This window comes from Paenibacillus rhizosphaerae, assembly GCF_014192015.1.
Taxonomy (GTDB): domain Bacteria; phylum Bacillota; class Bacilli; order Paenibacillales; family Paenibacillaceae; genus Paenibacillus_AQ; species Paenibacillus_AQ rhizosphaerae.
In genome coordinates this window covers 224936-245532 of the sequence record NZ_JACHXJ010000004.1, presented here as the reverse complement: position 1 = coordinate 245532, position 20597 = coordinate 224936, and the positions used below count along the sequence as shown (strand labels likewise).

At 56.0% G+C, this 20597-nt stretch carries 11 protein-coding genes and 1 riboswitch; of the genes, 1 reads left to right on the top strand and 10 read right to left on the bottom strand.

All coding sequences use genetic code 11. The annotated features are described in order from the left end of the window. Positions 1 to 41 precede the first annotated feature (41 nt). From FHS19_RS23210 to FHS19_RS23190, 5 genes are all read right to left on the bottom strand, one after another. Complete coding sequence (locus tag FHS19_RS23210) at positions 42 to 1832, bottom strand: sensor histidine kinase (RefSeq protein ID WP_183584186.1); 1791 nt, start codon at positions 1830 to 1832, stop codon at positions 42 to 44. Beyond that, positions 1829 to 3514, bottom strand: coding sequence for a response regulator transcription factor (locus tag FHS19_RS23205; protein WP_246426808.1), 1686 nt, complete (start codon positions 3512 to 3514; stop codon positions 1829 to 1831). Before FHS19_RS23205 ends, FHS19_RS23210 begins: the two co-directional genes overlap by 4 nt. 157 nt (positions 3515 to 3671) lie before the next feature. After that, positions 3672 to 5849 carry a FecR domain-containing protein gene (locus FHS19_RS23200; RefSeq protein WP_183584184.1) on the bottom strand — a complete coding sequence of 726 codons (2178 nt, stop codon included), beginning with the start codon at positions 5847 to 5849 and terminating at the stop codon, positions 3672 to 3674. Positions 5850 to 6056: 207 nt separating this feature from the next. After that, positions 6057 to 7580 carry a stalk domain-containing protein gene (locus tag FHS19_RS23195; protein WP_183584183.1) on the bottom strand — a complete coding sequence of 508 codons (1524 nt, stop codon included), beginning with the start codon at positions 7578 to 7580 and terminating at the stop codon, positions 6057 to 6059. A 204-nt stretch (positions 7581 to 7784) separates the two neighbouring features. Next, a complete protein-coding gene (locus tag FHS19_RS23190) occupies positions 7785 to 9221 on the bottom strand; it encodes an NAD(P)/FAD-dependent oxidoreductase (RefSeq protein WP_183584564.1) in 1437 nt (478 codons plus the stop codon). A gap of 56 nt (positions 9222 to 9277) precedes the next feature. Beyond that, positions 9278 to 9377, bottom strand: a riboswitch (purine riboswitch). 254 nt (positions 9378 to 9631) lie between these two features. Between FHS19_RS23190 and FHS19_RS23185 the strand changes: the two genes are divergently transcribed. Further along, on the top strand, positions 9632 to 10039 hold the full coding sequence (locus FHS19_RS23185) for a VOC family protein (protein WP_183584182.1): 408 nt from the start codon (positions 9632 to 9634) through the stop codon (positions 10037 to 10039). A 56-nt stretch (positions 10040 to 10095) separates the two neighbouring features. Here FHS19_RS23185 and FHS19_RS23180 read toward each other — a convergent pair whose 3' ends face one another. The 5 genes from FHS19_RS23180 to FHS19_RS23160 form a co-directional block, all read right to left on the bottom strand. Beyond that, complete coding sequence (locus FHS19_RS23180; protein ID WP_183584181.1) at positions 10096 to 13329, bottom strand: GAP1-N2 domain-containing protein; 3234 nt, start codon at positions 13327 to 13329, stop codon at positions 10096 to 10098. Then, positions 13329 to 14588, bottom strand: a complete 1260-nt coding sequence (locus FHS19_RS23175) for a hypothetical protein (RefSeq protein WP_183584180.1) — start codon at positions 14586 to 14588, stop codon at positions 13329 to 13331. The genes FHS19_RS23180 and FHS19_RS23175 overlap by 1 nt, the downstream gene beginning before the upstream one ends. A gap of 1519 nt (positions 14589 to 16107) precedes the next feature. Continuing rightward, positions 16108 to 16773, bottom strand: a complete 666-nt coding sequence (locus FHS19_RS23170; protein WP_183584179.1) for a beta-mannanase — start codon at positions 16771 to 16773, stop codon at positions 16108 to 16110. Between the two features lie 19 nt (positions 16774 to 16792). Next, positions 16793 to 18073: a vWA domain-containing protein gene (locus tag FHS19_RS23165; protein WP_183584178.1), complete on the bottom strand. Its 1281-nt coding sequence runs from the start codon at positions 18071 to 18073 to the stop codon at positions 16793 to 16795. A gap of 37 nt (positions 18074 to 18110) precedes the next feature. After that, positions 18111 to 20597: a transcription initiation factor TFIID gene (locus FHS19_RS23160; protein ID WP_183584177.1), complete on the bottom strand. Its 2487-nt coding sequence runs from the start codon at positions 20595 to 20597 to the stop codon at positions 18111 to 18113.

The window sequence follows — 20597 nt, the reverse complement described above, 5'->3', positions numbered from 1 at the left end:
GATTATAGATTTTGGGCAGCGCTTTCAAAACCGGAATATTGTTAGAATGGTGGACTTTGATTAGGAACGTGGGGAAGTGTGATGATCACCCTTGTTCCCTGGCCTACAGCGGATTCGATATCGATGCCGTACTCGTCCCCATATGCGAGACGAATGCGGGAAATCGTGTTTTTGATGCCGATGGAGGCGGACTCTGCATACAAAATCCGCTGAACCGTTTCCCGGCTCATGCCGCGCCCGTTATCCGACACCTCCAGCACGCGGGCTCCATCCTTGATCTTTCCGGTAACTTCGATGCGTCCCCCTTCTTCCATCTGCTCAAAACCGTGGAGAATGGCATTTTCGACGAACGGCTGAAACAACAGCCTTGGTACCGGCGTATCCAGCAGCTCGGCAGCGATGTCAAAATGAACCGTAAACTTCGATTCAAAGCGGGCCTCCATAATGTAAAAATAGTCCTTCATCCACTCGAGCTCCTCGGCCACCGTTACGGCCCCCCAGTCCTTGCGCGAGGTGTAATGCAGCATATTGGACAGGCGGACGAGCATCCGGTTCAGCTCCCTCTGTCCCGATTCGATGGCCATCCAGTTCATGATGTTGAGCGTATTGTAGAGAAAATGCGGGTTCATCTGCATATTGAGCGCCATGATTTCCGCCTCTTTCTCCTTGATCCGGATTTCGTAATTTTCCTTTACCAGCGTTTCGATGCGCGAGTTCATCCGGTTGAACCGCTGCAGCAGCACCCCGAATTCGTCATGGGTCCGGACCTCTACCCGGGTCTGAAAGTCCCCTTCGCCCACCGAGCGCATGGCGGTAAATAGCTGCCGGATCGGGCCTGTCATTTTGCGGACGATAAAGTAAGCGAATAAGTACGCAATCAATGCCAGAAGCGCAGCCAGCACGATGGTCGACGTGCGGATGGTCGGAATAAAGCCGCGGACGAGGGTGGATTCCGGAATCATGACCACCGAGAGCCAGCCGGTCACGGCGGAGCGGTCGAAGCACAAGATCGTCTTTTTGCCGTTCAGGACCAATCGCTGCGTCCCGCTGCCCGCCTTGCGAATGGCGTTCACCCATTGTTCATTGAACACTTGGGTCACTTGGGAGGCGTCCGAGCTCGCCACGACCTTGTTATCCGGATCAATCACCAAATAACTCGAACCCGCGGGAATGCTTTGATCAAATTGGGAGTTGAAGAAGTCCGCTTTAAAGCCGATTGTCAGCACCGGCCGCTCCACGTCCGGATCCAGCCTTGCAAGCGTAGAATTATCGACATAGGAAAATTCCATCAGCCGGGTGGCGGAAAACATGTACCGGTATTCGATATCGCTGTTTTGCAGCCAGGGCTGATCGAACATTTGGACGAAATTGTAGGTAGGGTACCAGACCATTTTGCCATGTGCCGTCTCTGCCTCCTGATACAGCGCCGTGCGGGTCGGATCCCCCTGCGGAAGATTCCGCTGCGAACCGAAACTGTAATAGGAAGTCCACAGCTGGTACGTGTACACATCCTCATTTTGCGTAAAATACTTGCTCAGGATGGCCGACACCTGCCTGTCCGCATTCAGCAGCTCCGACGGTCTGGAAGGATCCAGTTGGTTGAAGATCCGAAAAAGGTCGCGGTCCACGAACAAGGCCAAGCTGCCCTGATCTACTTTCCTCAGCTTCGTATCCATGACCTCATTGCTCTTTTTGACGATTTCGAGCACGTTGTTTTGCGCCTGATCCCGCATCGAGCTCAAGCTGTTTCGGTAATAGATGAAGCTCAGAAGCAGCAGGGGCAGCGCGATGAGAACCACATAGCTGGCCAGAAGCCTGGAGCGGAATTTCATCTGGACCTCCCCTCCCCTGATTTTTGCTGTCCGGCCCAATGACGGTACGCGTCGGGCGTAGCGCCAACATGCTTTTTGAAGCTCCGGGAAAAGTATTTCGTATCGCGGAAGCCGCACCTTTCGGCGATCTCGTACACCTTTAATCCGCTGGAGTCCCGCAGCAGCTCTTCGGCTTTGCGCATCCGGATCTCAATAAGAACATCCGAGAAGGAGCGGCCCGTCGCCTCCTTGAACAAGGTGCTGAAATAAGACGGGTTGAAGCGGAACGATTCCGCCACCGATTCCAGGGATAAATCTTCCATATACCGCTCGCGCATCAGCTCCAGGCAGCTGTCGATCACGAGCTCACGTTTACTTTTTTTCTGGTCCTTCAGCGTGACGCCCATTTGCCCGAGCACCGAATCCAAAATCTCCAGGAGCTCCGCAAATCGCCGGCAAGCACGGATCTGCCGCACGGCTTCCTCCGTCAACGTGTTCATCCCCCACCCGGATTTGCTGTCTGCCAGCTTCAGCAGGAGCAGACAGGTTTGGTCCTTGACGGACTGCGGTTCGGCCATGCCGTCCGCCGACATGGCAGTCACGGCTGTACGGCACAGCTCCTTCGCGCCGTCCGTATCGCCGGCATTCAGGAGATCAAACAGCTCTGCGGCATCGCTCGTTAATGCCGGCTGCATCGGCAGAAGCTCGTCGTGGAACAATACGGACCCATGCTGGTCATAAAACAGATACGGCAGCGCGGCCAGAGCCGTCCTGTAAGACTGAGGGCCCCCCTCGGCTAGATCAACGCATTCTTCTCCGATCGCATGCACCCATCGCCCAGGGTATCCTGCATTAGCAAGCTCTGCTTGAAGATTGGCAGTAACCCTGTAGATTTCTTCCCGCCATTCACCGAGACTTGTACCGATTTGAAGGATCGTGACCCACCTCGGCCGCGCCCAATCCGCCGCATCCCAGGCGATCGTCAAGGCCGTGCCGAAGGCAGACCAGGCGCGTTCCAACGCGCGGTGCAGCCTGTCGGCCGACAGAGATATGGAGCGGGGCTCGGTGTAAATGTCAGGTGATGAAGCGCGGAAACCGGATGGCATCCCGCGATCCAAATGTTCCGCGGTAGAGACGCTCCTCTCCCCGCTGGCCGGCTCCAGCTCCGAAACGATGACCACACCAGAGCCATCCGCGATGCCGGCCGAAACCCAACTCCGCTCCTCCTCCCCGCTCAGACTGCCGGACAGCCACTGCTGGATCAAACGCCCTTGATGCGCCAATGAGGCTGCTGTCATTTGCTCCTCCAGCGCCTGGGTTCGGTCCCTTGCTTCACGCTCTTCACGATAGATCTTTTCCAGGCGCGCCAGTACCTCTTCCAGCTTGTCGACATCGACCGGCTTTAACAAATAATCAAATGCCCCCTGCCGCAATGCTTCCTGGGCGTATTCGAAAAGGTTGTACGCGGACAGCATTACGACCCGCGGCTTGTAAGGCAAGGCTTCGTTCGCTCGCCGCAGGAACGTAAGCCCGTCCATTTGCGGCATCCGGATATCCGTAAATATGACTTCGGGCCGATCGATGCCGGCCATTTCGAGCGCCTTCGCTCCGTCCCCGGCCGTAAACACTTCGCAGCCGGGCCGGCTCGCCAGCAGCATCCCGGCCATGCCCCGGCGGTGCCGCGGCTCATCGTCTACAATCATGAATTTCAAAGCGGTTCACCCCCAGAATGTTCATAGCATTAAATTCAACAACATCGTATCAGATGGAAGAAAAGGTAGGTATATAAAAAACCAACCCGGCAGGATAGGATCCTGTCCGGGTTGGTTTGGTTGGTTTGTGAAACTCTGCTAGAACAATTTAGGATGTCAGAGGTACTATGTAATGAGTGATGAAGACCTGCCCTAGCGGAATTAAATTTTCAATGTTGCCTGTTTGCCTCATCCACTGTATTTTCGCAGCATATTCTCCAGGCACAGGCACCATCCCTCCATCCATCGTCGGAGCAATCATCTGCAAGGTAAATTCCGTTCCCTCCATCGTCGGACCATCCTCATTTACAAGCCCTAAATTTATCGCTGCCAAATCTGGAGGAAGCAAAACATCTGCAATCCCGTCGCTATTCGTTTCCCCTATAGCAACTTCCTCGCCGTTATGCCACAGTATGAATTGAGCACCAGGTGCCGCCTCGGATTCCTCCCCACTCCCTCTTCTAAGATCGATCTGCAGACCTAGGACGGTCTCAGGTGTGATTCCCCCGGCTTTTACTCTTAGTGTTCTATTCAAGTCAGTGCCCTCTACTGGGTTAACCTCTGTCGACAGCTCATCAAAAACATGGACCTCTTTTGTTACGGTCACGAGCGGATCGCCGGCAGCCTCTTCATCCTTTAGCAGCTCAACCCTTACCCGATAATCGCCGACTTCCGGCAATCTGGTTCTAAAAGTAATTGGCGTGCCGTTCAGCTCGCCAAGGGTAAAGGCTTCCCCTTCTTCCCCGTCTGGTCCGGCTTCCTTAGTTAGGACGATGCCATCAGGGCTGAGCTGGCCCTCTTTGATAACCTTTTTCCCATACCCATAGGTGTAATCCGTTTCGGACAAGTTGATGCCCGTTATAGAGCTGTACGTCACTCGTACCTTTACTTTCGTATCCTGATCCGATTGACCGCTGCTAAATCCAAGCGAGAACGTATGCGAAGCATTGAGCGGCACTTGTTCCGGAAAATCCGGGTTGAAAACAGCCTTAATTTCGGTAGGCTCCTGATCGACCGGAGGATCCACCGGCGGGTTCACCGGTGGTGTTACCGACCCACCGCCTGATCCCGGGGAATTGGGCTGCGCGGGGGGAGGCGGCTGCTGGCCTCCCATTTGGATCCGCTCCTGATCACGCCGCTGCGCGTCTTCTTCAAAGCGCTTCTTCTCTTCAGCACCCAGCTGCTGCATGTACTGCTCCTGGGCCTGCTTAGCCTTTTGCTCTACTGCCCTCTGGTTGGCCTGCTGCATTTCGGCGAGCGTTTTCAGGATCTTGTCAAGGATAGCCTGTAATTGCTGCTGCATCTGCTGTTGCATCAATATTTCCTGTATCTGTTGCTGTTGCAATGTTTCCTTTATCTGCTGCTTCTGTTGCTGAACTTGTTCCTGAAGCTTCTTCAGCAGCTCCTGCTGAGCCTTCTCCTGCTCTTTGCGTTTAGCCTCCAGCTGCGGGTCCAATCCCACGGTCGGATCAAACGGACGCACATTTCCAAGGTCAATTTTTCCGTTCGGGTCGTCAATCCCACGGTTCACCTGTTCTATCAACGGATCCAATTTACTTTTTTCGATCTTACCCTGACTACTCGCCTCCTTGGCTACGTTGCCGACCAAGACATTCAAATTTTGCTGGATTTTTTGAAGGTCTTCCAGCTGGTTTACCAAAAAGGGGTCGTTTGACCCGTTTGACTGTGAAGTATCAGAAGGTTTAGGCTTACCTTGTTCCAATTGCTTCTTCTGCTGCTCAATCAGCTCCTGGTTCTCCCGGTCGATCTGCGCCTTGTTTTGAATGATGGCTTTAAGGATTTCCGGTGAGGCCTGCTGAACGAAATCCGAAATATCGACACCTGTTGGCGTTTGAAGGGAAGGATCCACGCCGGGCGTTAAGCTGATTTGCTGGGCTGGATATAAAGTGACGGGTGATTCGGCCTTGCCGGCAAAGCTTTGGGGGTTCGTACCGGAAATCTTGACCACTCCAGCTCCCGCTGCAATATCAGGGATACCTGTCAATGGATTGATAATGACAAAAAACTGCGTTCCTTTAACCTCCAGCTTCTGGCCGGGAACGTCCATTTCAAACACATCCCGGGACTCGCGCAGATCATGCACGCTCGTATAAGCCTGGCCAGACATCAGCTCCAGCTTAGTCGTAGATTGTACGGCTCCACCCGTCAGCACCTTGATCCGAATTTCGCTGTTGGGAGCCAGCGTGATTTCGTCCCCTTCGTCCTGAATGGCCAGAACCGCACTACCGGATTCAGTAACAAGCGTGTCCCCCTCATGCAAAAGCATTCCCGGATACGCCTGAATGCGCAGCGCTCCCCCGCTCTGCTGGATATAAGCCGGTCCGTCAATGCGGCTGATGGTCATGCTGCGTGCGCTGTCGGCAGAAGCCTGGGTCGTCCAGGCCGCTGAGCATGCGAGCAGCAGAATCAGCGACGTGCTGACCATTTTCAAAGATAATTTTCCTCGTATCACGTTGTTTTCAACTCCTTTCCTTTATTTATCACGGATGACCACGGTTTTCTCCGAAGCCAGCCATTTCACGTCTTTGTCCAGCAGGTCCGTCAGCGTCCGGATCGGCACATACAGCTTCCCGTCGATGGACTGGGCGGTGCTGCCGGCTTCCAGCTGAATCATGCGGTCCCCCGATTGTATCAAAGCGGACTTAGAGGTAGCCGACACCAGCTTCAGCCCTAGCTCGGATGCGATAGCCCGCAGCGGGATCAGCGTCTGGCCGTCCTTGGTTACACGGGTATCGGCCTGAAGCCATTGGGCGTTGTATGCCACGTAAACGGCACCGGTCGGCTTCATCGGTTTATGATCCGGCTCTCGATACAGGCTCCACTGCCGCAAGCCGTTTCCGGTAATCCAGCCGACACTCCCGTCCTGGCTTACAGCAACCCCCTGCGGATATGAAAGCAAAGCGGTGCTCTCGACACCGTCTGCCTTCCCTTCTTCTCCCTGCAAAGAGCCCACGAGTGTATGGACCTGACCGTCTTTCAACGTTCGAACGACCTGATTGAGCGAATCGGCAATGACCAGCTCATGCTGTGAGGAGGACCAGTCCACATCAGCAGGATGATTAAATTTCGCCGAAGCCGCAGCTCCGTCTTGGTAGCCTCCGTCCCGGTAGAGTTTCACTGATGCCGCCCCTTGGCCATCGCCTGCTGCCAATCCGGCGACCGTCGTGACCATGCCGGTTTTCAGGTTAATATAGCGAATGACCTGGTTGCCGGAGTCACTGACGTAGAGATTCCCCTCATCGTCGAGCGCCAGCCCCGACGGCTCGTTAAACCGCGCATCCTTCAGTGCCCCGTCCTTGTAGTCGCCAGCGAATGACGCCACTCCCGGGTAAACTTCCACAACACGGCTGGAGGCGCCGGTAAGCGTACTGACCGTGCCGTCTGCCGTGATTTTCCGAATCACATGATTCAGCGTATCGGCAACATACACCGATCCATCCTTTGCCACGGCCACGTCCTCAGGCGTATAAAACGCGGCGGCCGAACCAGCCCCGTCTTGAAGTCCCTGGACTCCATTGCCTGCCAGCGTGCTGACCTGCCCCGTAGGGGTGATTTTGCGGATCGCATGGTTCCCCGAGTCGGCGACGTACAAATTGCCGGCGGTATCCGTATCCATGCCCATCGGCTGATTAAACAGCGCGGTATTCGCAGCCCCGTCCAGCAATCCACCCAGCGGCTTGGCGCTCTCGTTATAACCCGCAAACCGCATTCCCGCATAAACGGTCCGCTTCGTGCCGCTGACCTTCCATATCACGTGGTTCACCGTGTCGGACACCAGCACGCCGCCGTCCTTCAAGGTCAGTGCCCTGCCGTTTCCAACCCATCCCGCGGCGAGCAATTCCCCCTTCGTGCTGGCGGTAGCATCCGGCTGCCAAGTGCTGACGCTGAGCCATGCCGAGTCCTCTCTGACCCCTGCACCCAAAGCCAGGGAAGGCATACCAAGTGCCATGCACAGCGTCAACGCGGCGGTAACCCACCTTTTACCGTACCCCTGCAAATTTCATTCCTCCTATGTATTTATGAATGGATGCAAACCACTACGCTGAATTGCTCTGCATCGATCTTATCCTGATTAAAAGCTTCCGACTAGTAAAATATTTCTATTTCAGGGCGCGAGCAGGCAAGGTTTCTTCTTTTGACGTAAAAAAGATTCCCGCCTATCGCTCAGGCAGGAATCTCACCGATTTCTATATGCTGTTACTTACCGGGACAGCGACTCCACAATCCCGCGGGCAATCCACACGCCGGCCGCTCCGGCTTGAGCCAGACCGCGCGTGATCCCCGCTCCGTCACCGCCGCAGTACAGCCCGCGGATTTCCGTCTCCAGCGTCTCCGACAGCTTTGGACGGGCGGAGTAGAACTTGGCCTCGACACCGTAGAATAACGTATGCTCCGAAGCAATTCCCGGCGTGACATGGTCCAGCGCTTCGATCATTTCGATCAGGCTTCTCATCGTGTTGTAAGGCAGGACAAGACCCAAGTCCCCGGGCACAGCCTCTTTCAGAGTGGGCTCCAGAAATCCTTCCCGGATCCGCCCTTCGGTCGAGCGCCGTCCGCGCAAAATATCCCCGTATTTCTGGACGATGATCCCACCATTGGAGAGATCGTTGGCCCGTTTACATATTTCACGCGCATACTCATTCGGCTTATCAAACGGTTCCGTAAATTTATGCGAGACGAGCAGCGCAAAGTTCGTGTTGGACGAGCCCAGCGCCGGATCCTTGAAAGAATGGCCGTTGGCCGCCATGGCTCCGCTGTGGTTCTCGACCACGACATGGCCGGAAGGGTTGCTGCAGAATGTCCGGACCCGTGTGCCGACCGACGTGTTAAAAACGAATTTTCCCTCGTACAGATGCTGGTTGATTTCCGACATCACCACGTCGGAGGTTTCGACGCGAACGCCGACGTCGACCTGGTTGTTATACATTTTGAGCCGGCGCTTCTTCAGTATGCTTGTCAGCCAAGCCGACCCGTCCCGGCCGGGGGCGATGATGACGCGGTCCGCCTCATAGGTGTCCCCGTTCTTCAGGACGATGCCCTGTACCGTGTGAACGCCGTCTTCCTTGACGGTGAGTATGTCTTCCACCTCGGCCTTGAACATCATGTCGATGCGCGTGTTCAGAAACTCGTAGATCGATTTTAAAATTTCCAGGTTCTGCTCGGTACCGAGATGCCGCACCTGTGCCCGCAGCAGCTTCAGACCCGCCGCATAACCGCGCTGCTCAATGCCCCGGATGACATCCGTCGTCGGATCGGTAATATTCGTCGTAGCGCCATGCTGCAGGTTCAGCTCGTCAACGTACTGGATCAACTCGAGCACTTTGGATGGAGGAAGATAGTCTGTCATCCAGCCGCCAAATTCGGTCGTAATGTTGAATTTTCCGTCGCTGTAAGCTCCGGCTCCGCCAAAGCCAGCTGTGATCGAGCAGGCCGGTACGCAGCCCGCAAACTCCTTACGGCCGCCGGCGGGTGGACATAACTTGATTTTGTCCTCCAGAATTGGACAGCTGCGGCGGTAAATATCATGCCCTTTATCTACCAGGAGCACCTTCAGATGAGGCGCCTTCAACGCAAATTCATAACAGGCAAAAATACCGGCTGGACCGGCTCCAACGACAATGACATCATATTTATTCATCATGTTCCTCCTGAAATGGGATAGGTCAGCACAAAAAATCCCCGGCATAGAATAGGTATGCGAAGCAGCCTATTCGTAGCCAGGGATTTACGGCCCCTTGTAGAAACCCTCAAACCATATCATTGAGGTTATACGAATCAAGTGTCTGTATTGATCGTTTACAGGAGTTAGTGTAAAGGATAAATACGAATGTGTCAACACCACCAATGATCATTGTTCGTATTTTTGCAAAAAAAATTAGATGCTAGGCATTTTCGACTGACATATCAACCACAAAATACGAACATTATGGGATAGCCAAAAATACGATTTGCCAATGGCGCCCTGATTGGATAAGATGTAAGCGTTACCGTCGGACAATGAATCTTACGGAATCGGATTTCTATTTCAATCTACGGGAGGTAGACCGGATGATTAGAGGGATCGGGCATTTGGCCTTTGATGTGGCCGATATGAACAAATCGATCGATTTTTACTGCGGCATTTTGGGATTTAAAAAGGCATTTTCCATTGAGGATGATCATGGCAACCCCTGGATCGAGTATATTAAGGTCCGGGAGGGCCAGTTTATCGAACTGTTTTATGGGGCCGAAAATAAACCTGAAGCGGTGAAGCGTCCCATCGGATTCTCGCATTTATGCCTGGAAGTGGACAGCATCGAAGAAATCGCCGCCCATCTGAAACGGAATGGTGTCCCGCTGGACGTGGAGCCCCAGCAGGGCAAAGACTCCAATTGGCAGTGCTGGGCAAAGGATCCGGACGGCAACCGCATTGAATTTATGCAGCTTAACCCGAATTCCCCGCAAATGAAGGCTTAAAAAAAACCCCTTAACCGCACCGTTCGTGCGGCTAAGGGGTTTCCTTATATCCATCCTTATTTCTCATCCGTCGGCGGCTGGTCGCCGGATGCCTTGTCGCCGGCCTTATCGCCGGTTTCCTGATCCGTATTTCCCTGGTCGGGATTTGTCAAGACGAACGATCCGCCGGCCGCGTTAACCTTTTCAATCTGGGCAATGTCCAGCTTTTTGCCAAGCTTCACGGTTACGGTGCTGGTGTATTCGTCCGTCAGCACCGTACCGGAATCGGTCGTTCCCGTAGTACCCGACGTTCCTGTGCTGTCCGTTACTCCCCCGTTGTCACCGTTACCGCTGGCTTCACTGCCTGCGGCCGCTCCGTCTTTTCCACCGGAAGTGCCGGTCGATGCATCAGCCGATGGATCGGCAGACTTGTCCGGGGCCTGGCCGGCATCCGTTCCCGCCGTTCCGTCCGCGGCGTTCGTCTTCCCGGCGGAGGAACCGCCGGTATCCGCATCCCCGCTCTGCACCGCGTCCGTACCGGATCCGCCGGTCTGTCCGCCTTCCGTCGCATCGGTGCCCGACGGTCCCGCCGAATCGGCGGTCTGTCCGTCGTCCGAATCGCCGGCAGCCGTATCTCCGGCCGTGGAATCCGTCCCCCCGGCTGGATCCGCCGCGCACTGGCTGACCGTCTGCGGATCAATCGCCTCGAACAGGATGTTTCCGTCCTTATCCAGGACGGTCACCTCGCCTGCCTTGAAGTTCCGGCACGCCTCCGGCTGCTTGAAATGGAAAGTGAGCTCCGTCAACTCCCCCTGGTCCCCATCCTTAACCTGCTCCGCCGTGAGCAGCGGAATTTCCGTCGCCGTTTCCGCTGCCGGTGGCTGGGATGCTACCGGCGTTTTCGTGACATCTACCGGGGTCGCTTTCCGGTCGAAGGCGCCGTTCGCCTGCAGCGTCAGCATCGTTACGCCTGCCGCGATCACGATCACCAGCAGCACCGAGCTGAGCATGATCGGCTTACGGTTGTTTCTGAAAAATTTCATCCACGATGGCGCCAGCTCCGCCCGCGCCCGGGCATAGGCCGGCTGCAGTGCCATCGGAGCGGAGTCAAAATACCGTTTCACCTTGTCTTTGTTCCGGAACGCGCCCGGGTCATTTCGTTTCATAAACGACACGATCGCCGCGGCATACGCGGGCACCAGGCCGCGCGGACGCACAAACAGCGGCTGGTCCGCCGACCACTGGATGTACTCATACACCGTCTCCGGGCTGTCTCCGTATTTATACACGAAGTCCAGCAGGGACCCGTAGTCCACCGCGCCGGTCTCCACGTCCTGACAGAAGGCTAGGGTAATCCACTCGAACACCTCCGGCTTCACTTCCCGCTGCAGCCAGCCGCGGCCGATATACTGCACCTGGTCCCTCTCGGCAAAGGACAATCCGTCCAGCACGTCCTCCCTTTTCGGATGGTCGGTACCGAACCATTGATAGAGCGCAAGCATAACATTCGCTTTGGAGCGGATGCGGGCATCGAATCGGGATACCCACGATTTTAATTCTTTCGGTTCCCGCAGAAATCCAATATCCAGCAGCTGCTCTCTCGAAAGACGTTCCAAATCCAGATCCTTCAGCAAAAAGAGATTGGCCGCATACACCAGCCGGTCGACAAACCGTGACCCGCCTTCGATTTGGCCCAGTCCACGGCCCGGATCCCGCTCGAGATCGTCCAGCTGGTCCATCACCGCATTCACGGCGCGGACCGGATCGGACTCCCGGCCCAGCTTGTCCATCAGCTGCGTTTCCGCAAGCTTGGTAAACACCGCATTCTCCAGCACAATCGGGTGATTCTGCACCCAGGTGCCGGCGAACTCGATCAGATCACTGGCTGTCGCTGCCTGTTTCAGCCTGTTTTCTATGTAAGGCTCGAACAGCAGGGCGGGCAGCCCCGGGCTGCTCAGCACACGGGCGAAGAAAGTGCGGCTCAAGGTCGGCGTGCTCTCCAGCATGCCGTACGCGGCTTGCGCAATATCTTCACGCTGCTGCGACAGCGCATTGTTAATCGTACGGATGAAATACTCCACGATCCGCAGGCCAAAATTTTTGCCGTCGACGGCATAGTAGTCCTTGATGCTTTCGATGATGTCCGTACCTGGCACCTCGCCCAGCTTTACCCGATCCAGCTCCTTGTCAAAACGCGTCAAGAACAGCTGATTTAGCCGGGCTTTGGCATGAATTGCCCCAGGCGTGGACAGATAATCGAGAATGCAGCGCAGCACCGTGCCGGATTGCGCCGTATACAGCTCTTCCCGTCCCTGATCGATCTGGTACAGCACGCAAAGCTCATGGTAGCCCGCAACCGAGATCCGCCGGATCGGCTCCATGCCCTCCATCATTTGGTCGGCAAAAGCATAAAAATCCTCCGACCGTTCCGGATTCCGCAGATTCGCCCAGGCGAAATCCAGATACGGCTGCTTGGACCAGTCCAGGTCCACGTTGATGACACGGCCCGCCGCCAGCTCAAACAAATAATCCTTCTCCACGCTGCGGTCGCCGAGACGCAGGCCTCCTTTTTCCACGAAGGTCAGGTGGATGCCCTTTTTGCTCTGCGGCTCTTTGGCATACGTCAGAAAACCAAGCTCGCGGCGCAGCGCGTAAGGCAGGCTGCCGTACAGCACATGCAGCAGCTGGCGTGCCTTAACGGATAACTGCTCGACCGGAACGTCCAGGACGATGTATACCTTCTTTTTGCCCGATACCGAAGACATGGCTGCAAACAGCAGCTGTTTGAACACCTTCTCGTCGATATGCAGCTCCTCCAGGAGCGCCATCACTTCGGCCGGATTCATATTCCGTGCTTCTTCCCCCTCTGGAAGGTCCATAAGTTCGGGGAGATCCGCGCCCTGCTCAATATCGTAATGATCAGCAAACTTGGCGTTCAGCAGCTTGCGGTAATCTGTGCCCGTCTGCTCCATCCAGCCCGGAGGGAGCACGTAGTTATGGGTAAAAAAGGCGCTGCGCAGCCCCGTAAAATCCGCCGGCTGGTACACGCTCCGTCCCAAAACCGTTTCCCCGGTCTCGGCCCGAAACAGATGCAAGGCGTCCGGATAGGCGGCCGCTTCCTTCTCGCTCCGTGCGGTCAGCTCCGCCGGGGCGTCATATTGACAGAACGGATGCAGCACTTTTTTAATAAAGCCGTGCTCCAGCCCCAGCGATCTGGCGATCGTGTCAAACCCTTCGGTAGAGCGGAAAATCCCGCGCCGCTCGCGGGTATACATTTGCTGCTGAACCCTTTTGGGAGTGAAATCAGGCACTAGTCTTCTCTCCCCTCGATGTATTTCAGCTTGTACAACAGCCAGATAAAGGGCTCATCCACCCGGATCGGGCTGACCACGGTTTGCAGCTTCTGCCCCACCGGGTTGCTGCCCAGCGCAGACACCGCGAAATAAGCCGTATTGGAAAAGTAGACGTCCATCGTCCCCTTAAACGGCCGGTCGACCTTTTCGATGAAGCGGCGAATTTCTCCGTCGATATTTTCGAACTCGGTCAGATTCAAATATTTGCGGTGCACCATGTTGTTGAAAATGTTGCTGTTCGGCTTCACGTACTCGCCGTCCTCGTCCTTCAGCGAGTGGAGCATGTCGCTCTTCGTCAGCACCACCGCCGTCGGTATGTCGGTCTTGCCTTTGTCCTCGTAGGCGATGAAATCGCCGAACATCGTCAGCACCACGTCCCGCGGCTCGTCGTACTGCGACACCCATTCTCCCGGCTGGTCGCCTAAATTCAGGCGGATCTTCTCACGGATGGAGCGGATCTGCAGCGGATCGACCATGAACAGGATGCCCGCGGAGTTTTTGATGTGCTGCCCGTGCAGGCCGAGGTAGTCCTCATCGACCATGCCCTCGCCGGCCACGTCGAAGAACACCAGTGTAAGCGGCGGTTTGGTCTCGTCCTTGAACACGAACTGGAAAATAAATGGCTCCTGCATCTTCTCCTTCTGCGTGGAGGCGAGCAGGTCCCCGCGTTCAAACAGCGGCTCCTCGTACATCGTGCGGAACTTCCGGCTGATCTCCGCATTCAGCGGCATGCAGGCCGCATTGAAATGGTCGGCTGTCATATGCTGAAGCGTATGGATCAGCGAGGTCATATACACCGACTTGCCGACTTGCGAGGCGCCGATGATCGAAATGATATTGCTCGGCACTTTGCCCGCCGTTACCGGAAGTTCGTTATGGCACTTCGGGCACAGCCGTCTGCGCGTGACCACCCCGTAGCGGTCGTTCAGCCCGATCAGCACGTGATCGGAGTAGATCTGATGCTCCTCGGGAATGTCCCGCGGATAGAGGATCGCCTCCATATCGTACACCGAATCCAGGCCGAAGCGTTCCCTGTAGCGGTTCAGCTCCTCATCCTCGCGGAGCGCGTAATCCTCGTCGTCTTCCCGATGGTGAGCGGCGCGGAACACGACCTCCTCCGGCGAAAATTTGCTGAAGCAGTACGGACATACGATATCGTAAAACAACGGCCGGGGCTCCGGCTCCGGCTTCCTCTTGAACCTGTCAAAAATGCCCATGATGCTCTCGTTCCCCCTTCCCAGTGCTTCTATGTTAAAAAGCTGGCTCGAAGAGCCGCTGATGCTTTTCGTGAGCTGGCTCGAAGAGCCGCTGATGCTTTTCGTGAGCTGGCTTGAAGAGCCGCTGATGATCTTTCGTGAGCTGACTCGAAGAGGCGCTGATGATCTTTCGTGAGCTGGCTTGAAGAGCCGCTGATGATCTTTCGTGAGCTGGCTCGAAGAGGCGCTGATGATCTTTCGTGAGCTGGCTCGAAGAGGCGCTGATGATCTTTCGTGAGCTGGCTCGAAGAGCCGCTGATATCTCTCGTTTTGCGGAAGCAAAACATCGAGAATAGCTTCCTCGAGCTGTGTCAGAGAAGCTGAGCCCGCTCCGATGCCGGATCATTCTTCCGATCGCTGTTGCCTCCAAATTTCCTGATTTGATTAACCCTGTTAAAGGTCGAAATTCCGAGGCAAAGGCGACCGCTGCCGCTTCTCCAGAATGATTCCGTCCTCTCCGCTGGGTCATCCTCAGCAGCCTTTTTATCCTAGGCCTAGCCTTGCAGCTGCTTAAACTTTTAGGGAGTTCTGTTAGCTCGGCATCCAGCCGTTCAGTGCAGCCTACCCTCAGCGCTACGATCTCCCCTAGGCTCCAAACTCAAATCTCTGAACATCATTCTAATATCTAATCGTCAAGTTTCTAAGTGCCATGCTCTAATCTATCAGCTCTAATCTTCCAGCTTTAAATGCTTAAGCTCTTTTCACTCCAAGCGCTTCTCTCAAAACTCTGCTCCCTTAATGTATACGTCCTGCTAATCTATTCGTTCTGGTCGTCTTCTCGTTCTGCTAATCTATTGTTCCAACTCTACCGCGAACCTTCAAACTCCATTCTGCAACTTTACAGGTCTATTCCGCAAGCTTGCGCACGTTTAGTCCTATAATTCGTCTCTCAAAGCTAACCATCCACCCCTGTATCTAAGTCCGTTCACTCTAACCCTTATTTTACTAGTTTAATAGTTCATATGTTTAATCTCTATATTCTATCGTACATTCACTGCCAACAAGCAACCGGCATGGCCATGTCCCCGAATCGGCTCACACAAGTCAACCCTAAGCTATCCAGCTTCCGCCCGCTCCTCTGTGTCTCATAGATTCCTCCTGCCAAGCGAATGATGGAACATCCCGAGTCTGCTCACAAACACCCATGCAAAGCGGGATATGGCACACCTTGAATCTGTCCACAATTCTCCAGCCAAGCAAACACCACAAACGCTTCCTGACATGCTCAATATGGAGCTCCCGGATACTGCCCACAAACGCTCCCTCGCCATGTCCCAAGGAGCATCCTGATCCACCCTCAAATGCCCCCTGCCAAGCGGAATATATGGACCGGAGAGTTTACGTGCTTCCTTTGAAATCGTGTTATTCCCTTCTAACCTCATCCAAATAACACGATTTCAACAGAAGCCGAAGGGGCATATATGGAGCGACCCAACAGAAGCCGAAGGGGCATATATGGAGCGACCTATATGGAGCGACCCTAGCGTCCCTGCACCAACTCATACAACTGCCCGTACTTCTTCCCGTCCGTAAAAAACAGGCGCACGTAGTCATTTTTGCCCACCTCGATGGCGGGCAGCACGTTTTTCCCCGCCTCGAAGTTCATGACGAACGGATACATCGTTCCGTCTTCCTTATTGGCGGGGTAGCTTCCCTGCTTCTTGACGTAGCAGAGCGCTTCCTTCGGGATCGGTACCTCGGTCGTCACCCGGATTTCCACGGTCTTGAACTTCTGCAGCCATCCGCCCTTCTCGCGGATGGAGACGGTCACGCGGGCTTTGCCCGTGCTGAATGCGGCACGATTGCCCCCGTCCGGCTGGCGGAACAGTACGGCCTCGCCTTGTTCTGTTACCGAAGCATAGACGGTGTAGACGACGCGTCCGACGCCCTCGATCCGGTCGTGGTAACCGTTGTTCGCTTTATATTCGTTTCGGGTATACAGCCTCAGCTTGTCGGAAGGCGAATCGGACGGAGCCGAAGCTCCGCCCTCCCCCGCATCCTCCGCAAAAATTTCAAAGGCTCTGCCGATGTACACGGCCTGAACCCCCTCCGGCCATTGCCAGCGGAGGGTGCAGCGGTCCTCGTCCAGCTGGTGGGACAAGCCGCGGATGACCGGGTCGCCCGGCTGTGCATCGATAAACCGCATAAGTCATGCGCCTCCCTGCTTAGAATCCTCTGCTCGTGTTGTCTTTCTGGCGCCGGTCGAAGCCGGACTGCGTCCGTCCGGCCTGGCCCGGGCGCTGAAGTCCGGCCGCGAGCTTGCCGTTCTCCTTCACCGGAATGACCCCGGTGAACAAGGCGAGCACGCCGGCCAGGATCAGGCATGACAGCAGGCGGACCATCTCGTCGCCGACGGTGTGGCCAGACAGGCCGAATTCGAGCACGGCTCCGGCGATCAGGCCGGACGCCACGCCGCCAATCCCAAAGCTGCGGGCCAGGTAGCGATTATCGAAAATAAGTCCCAGCGACAGGCCGATCGCCCCGCCGATGAGGGCGATGAAGGCGATGTGCAGCATCCGGTAATAGACGCTGTCTTGCGTCGGGCCAGTCCGTTCGGTCAGAAGTGTCCGGTCACCTACGTCTTCATAGATTTGCTGGAAGACCGGTGACAGGTCGCCCGCATTGGACACGTCGTAATACTGCCCGCCCGTCTCCCGGGCAATGTCCTGCAGCAGCTGCGCCCCGTCCGCCTGTACGAGGCTGAGCCCGATTGCGTTGACGGCGATTTGGCGCTGCTTGTACGCTGCGAGGGCGCTGTTCAGGTCAACATCGCTGATGCCGTCCGACAGCAGGATAACCATCGTGTTCCGGCTGGCGTCATTCGTTTCCTCGATATGCTTCATCGTATCCGCCAGCGCCAGGCTGATGTTCGTTCCCACGTCGGTGGCTTCAAGCCCGTCGATTTCGGAGATGACCTTATGTTTGGCATCCTTATTTTTGACCTTCATGAACGGCTGCAGCAGGGTCGTCTGGTCGTTAAAGACCATCACCGCCACCCGGTTGTCGCTGTCCATCCGGTTGATCAGGTTTTTGGCCGCGGTGTAGCGGTCATTGTCGGGATCGGTCTCCCCCATGCTTCCGGAATTGTCGATGACCAGGGCAATGTCCTTGACCGGCTTGGCATGGCCGGGATTGATTTCGTAGACAAACTCCAAAACCAGGCCCAGCACGAAAACCAGCACCAGCGTGGCCGGTACGAGCAGCTTCCAGGAAGTCCCCATATAACGCTGCCTCCAGGACGGCCCGTTCAGGCGTGGTGACATCATCTCCGCGATGAGGCACCCGGTTCCGATGCAGAGGGCCAAAATCCCCATATATAATCCAATGGCCACGATTCGCGGAAGATCGCTGCCCCACACGTGCAGCACGACCTCTCCGATCACGTAGCCGGCCGCGCCGCCGATCAGGCTGAGGAGCAGCAGAAGCAGATTGATTTTACGCTGCATGATACCATGCTTCCTTTCTTAAGTGGCGCCCGGGCTCTTACCGAAGTTCCGGCAGCTGCCCGGGATCCACACCGTGAAATTCGTAGCCGTTCTGGACATACGTCTCATAATAGGCTTTGCCGTTGCGGTAGTACATCAAGTCCTCCAGATGAAATCCGCCCATCAGGTTCAGCTTCTCGACACCGCTGCTGCGCTTTTCGTGTACGACTCCCAGCTTGTAGATCCGCGAGGTCTCGTCTGCCCCAAGGGCATACCGGACAAATTCGCTGTTGACATCGCCAAAGAAATACTTCTCCTCATAGCGGTGCTCCTGCGTATAGTCGAACAACCGCACGTTAATGACCGCATGCTCCTCCAGGGTCCGGTACAGCATCTTGAACAGATCTTCCTTCGACAGCACCTGCTTGTTGCTGTAATCGATCGTTACGTTAGCCCGGCGCAGCAGTTCATCCTCAAAGGTCTGATCAAAAGGCTCCGCCGTCAGCAAATCACGCTCCACGACAGCAATGAGCCTCTCCAGCAGCCTGTCGGTCCCTGCAGCTGCCAGAGCGGACAGGTTCCCGACATAACGTTCCTCGAAAAAGATATACGCCCCCCGCTTCGCCTCCAGGTCGCGCATGATGTCCTCCGTCACGAGTCCGTAGTACTCCATAATGTTCTGCCCGATATAATCGTCGGCCGCCCGGATGCTCTGCTGAGCGGTGGCATGCAGCTCGCCCTCCAGCTGCTCCAGCCGCTGCGCCTGCCGCTTGTAGTGGCCGTGAAGACGCTCCAGCTCCGCTTCGTAGCGGCGGTACAGCTTCAGTTCGGTCTCCAGGAGCAGCAGCTCCAGCTTGCGCTGGTAGATCGTCTCCAGAAAATAGCGGATAAAGCTTCGCACATTATGCTTGTCCATCAGCGGCCGTTTCGGAAAAGGCAGGCTCTCCACCAGCTCGCCGTAATACCGGTCGAGCTCGGCCCGGTCAGCCTCCAGCTGGCCGGCCATATCGCGTATCCGGGCCCGCAGCGCCTCCAGTACGCCGCCGGCCCCGTCTTTTTCGCCGGTCCATGCCGCAATGTGGAAAATGCTGATCTCCGGATGCTCCGCCATCCGCTGCCGGACGATGGAATCGAGCTCTTCCGCCCCGTCCAGGCGGCCCAGCGCTTCGCTTGCCTCCTGCTCGTAGTTGGCTTGAAAATACCGCCGGCATCCGTCACCGAACAGCGCCTCCTCCGCTTCGCGAACGGACATACGCTTCAGCGAAGCGAAGCCGACCGGCCGGGTCATCATGCCGTTCATTTCCTCAATCCGGCTCCCGTCCGGCACCAAATGGTCCGCACGCGATGAAATTGCCGCCGGATCGAGCCCGAAGAACGCCAAGCGTTCCTTGATGCCGAGTTCCCTACCGGTCTTCATCCGGAGCAGCAGCTGACTGTAGAAATGGTACAGTACCGTTAGCGCAATCGGCTGGTTCGGACGTTTGACCCGAGAGAAACCGGCGGAGACATAGCCCTGCCGGCCGGACTCGGTCATGATGTTGTTTTTGAAGGAGGTATTGTTATAGCTTCCCGCCTGTCCGTCAACCTGATGCTCCTTCTGCTTGCGGTTCTTCAGCAGGCCGAGGTGGCAGATGATCTCATAGTTGTCCTGCATGCCGTCCGGATCGGCGATGCCGCGCTCGTTTTTGTCCGACAGCACGTACACCAGGTCGAACAGCGGCGATGCCGGATGCGTCACCGGAATGGACAGCCCGTCCTCCGTGACATGCAGCGGCGCGGAGAACGTGTACTCCGGGCGCTGCATCATGTCCAGCTCCCGCAGAAAAGCAATGGCTGCGGAGCTGGCGTACCCGAACGACTCCAGCTGCTCCCGTTCGCTGATCAGCGCGTACAGGTCCATCTGTACCGACTTGAAGGACTGGCTGAAAATCGACTGGGCCAGCAGTGAAATTTCCGGTATGAACACATTAAGCGGGTCGTCGACCCGCGTAATGACAGAGAGATGGATCCGGTCGAACGAGGAATACATCCGGCCGTAATCCGCAATATGATGACTGATACGGCGGATTGCCTTATTCAGCTCGAACAGCTGCTTTTCGTTCCGGTAGAACGCCCGGTACAGCTCTTTGCGTATCGTTTTGGGATCATTCGGCACAGCGGAGTCGTCCAACCGAAACCGGCTCAGCAAGGAGCCAACGTCTTCGGAACGCACTTCGCTGAACCCGTACCCTGGGGCTTCGAACCGTCCGTCTTCATAATTGCCCCTATCGGCCCTGAACGCTAAAGCGCCGGGGGTCCCGCCTGAAGCGGCAGTGCCCCGATCCTTGCCCGACGCCGTGCCGACATGGAAATACGTCACTCCGGCGCTGTTATCCCACTTTTGCCGGTGGATCTTCATGATCGGGCCGATGGCGTCCGCCGTCTTGTCGCCGATAAACAGAAGCACAGCCGGATAATGGATGCTGCTCTGGTCGTCTCCCTTACCCGTCAGGCTCTCCTGGGCCGCGGCATAGCTGGATGCAAATCGCTCCAAAATGCTGCTCAT

Bases quoted from the DNA above. Each gene is read 5' to 3' on its own strand.
- FHS19_RS23210 (WP_183584186.1), bottom strand. From the start codon at position 1,832: ATGAAATTCCGCTCCAGGCTTCTGGCCAGCTATGTGGTTCTCATCGCG.
- FHS19_RS23205 (WP_246426808.1), bottom strand. From the start codon at position 3,514: ATGATTGTAGACGATGAGCCGCGGCACCGCCGGGGCATGGCCGGGATG.
- FHS19_RS23200 (WP_183584184.1), bottom strand. From the start codon at position 5,849: ATGCTTTTGCATGAGGGGGACACGCTTGTTACTGAATCCGGTAGTGCG.
- FHS19_RS23190 (WP_183584564.1), bottom strand. From the start codon at position 9,221: ATGAATAAATATGATGTCATTGTCGTTGGAGCCGGTCCAGCCGGTATT.
- FHS19_RS23185 (WP_183584182.1), top strand. From the start codon at position 9,632: ATGATTAGAGGGATCGGGCATTTGGCCTTTGATGTGGCCGATATGAAC.
- FHS19_RS23175 (WP_183584180.1), bottom strand. From the start codon at position 14,588: ATGGGCATTTTTGACAGGTTCAAGAGGAAGCCGGAGCCGGAGCCCCGG.
- FHS19_RS23170 (WP_183584179.1), bottom strand. From the start codon at position 16,773: ATGCGGTTTATCGATGCACAGCCGGGCGACCCGGTCATCCGCGGCTTG.
- FHS19_RS23165 (WP_183584178.1), bottom strand. From the start codon at position 18,073: ATGCAGCGTAAAATCAATCTGCTTCTGCTGCTCCTCAGCCTGATCGGC.
- FHS19_RS23160 (WP_183584177.1), bottom strand. From the start codon at position 20,597: ATGAGCAGCATTTTGGAGCGATTTGCATCCAGCTATGCCGCGGCCCAG.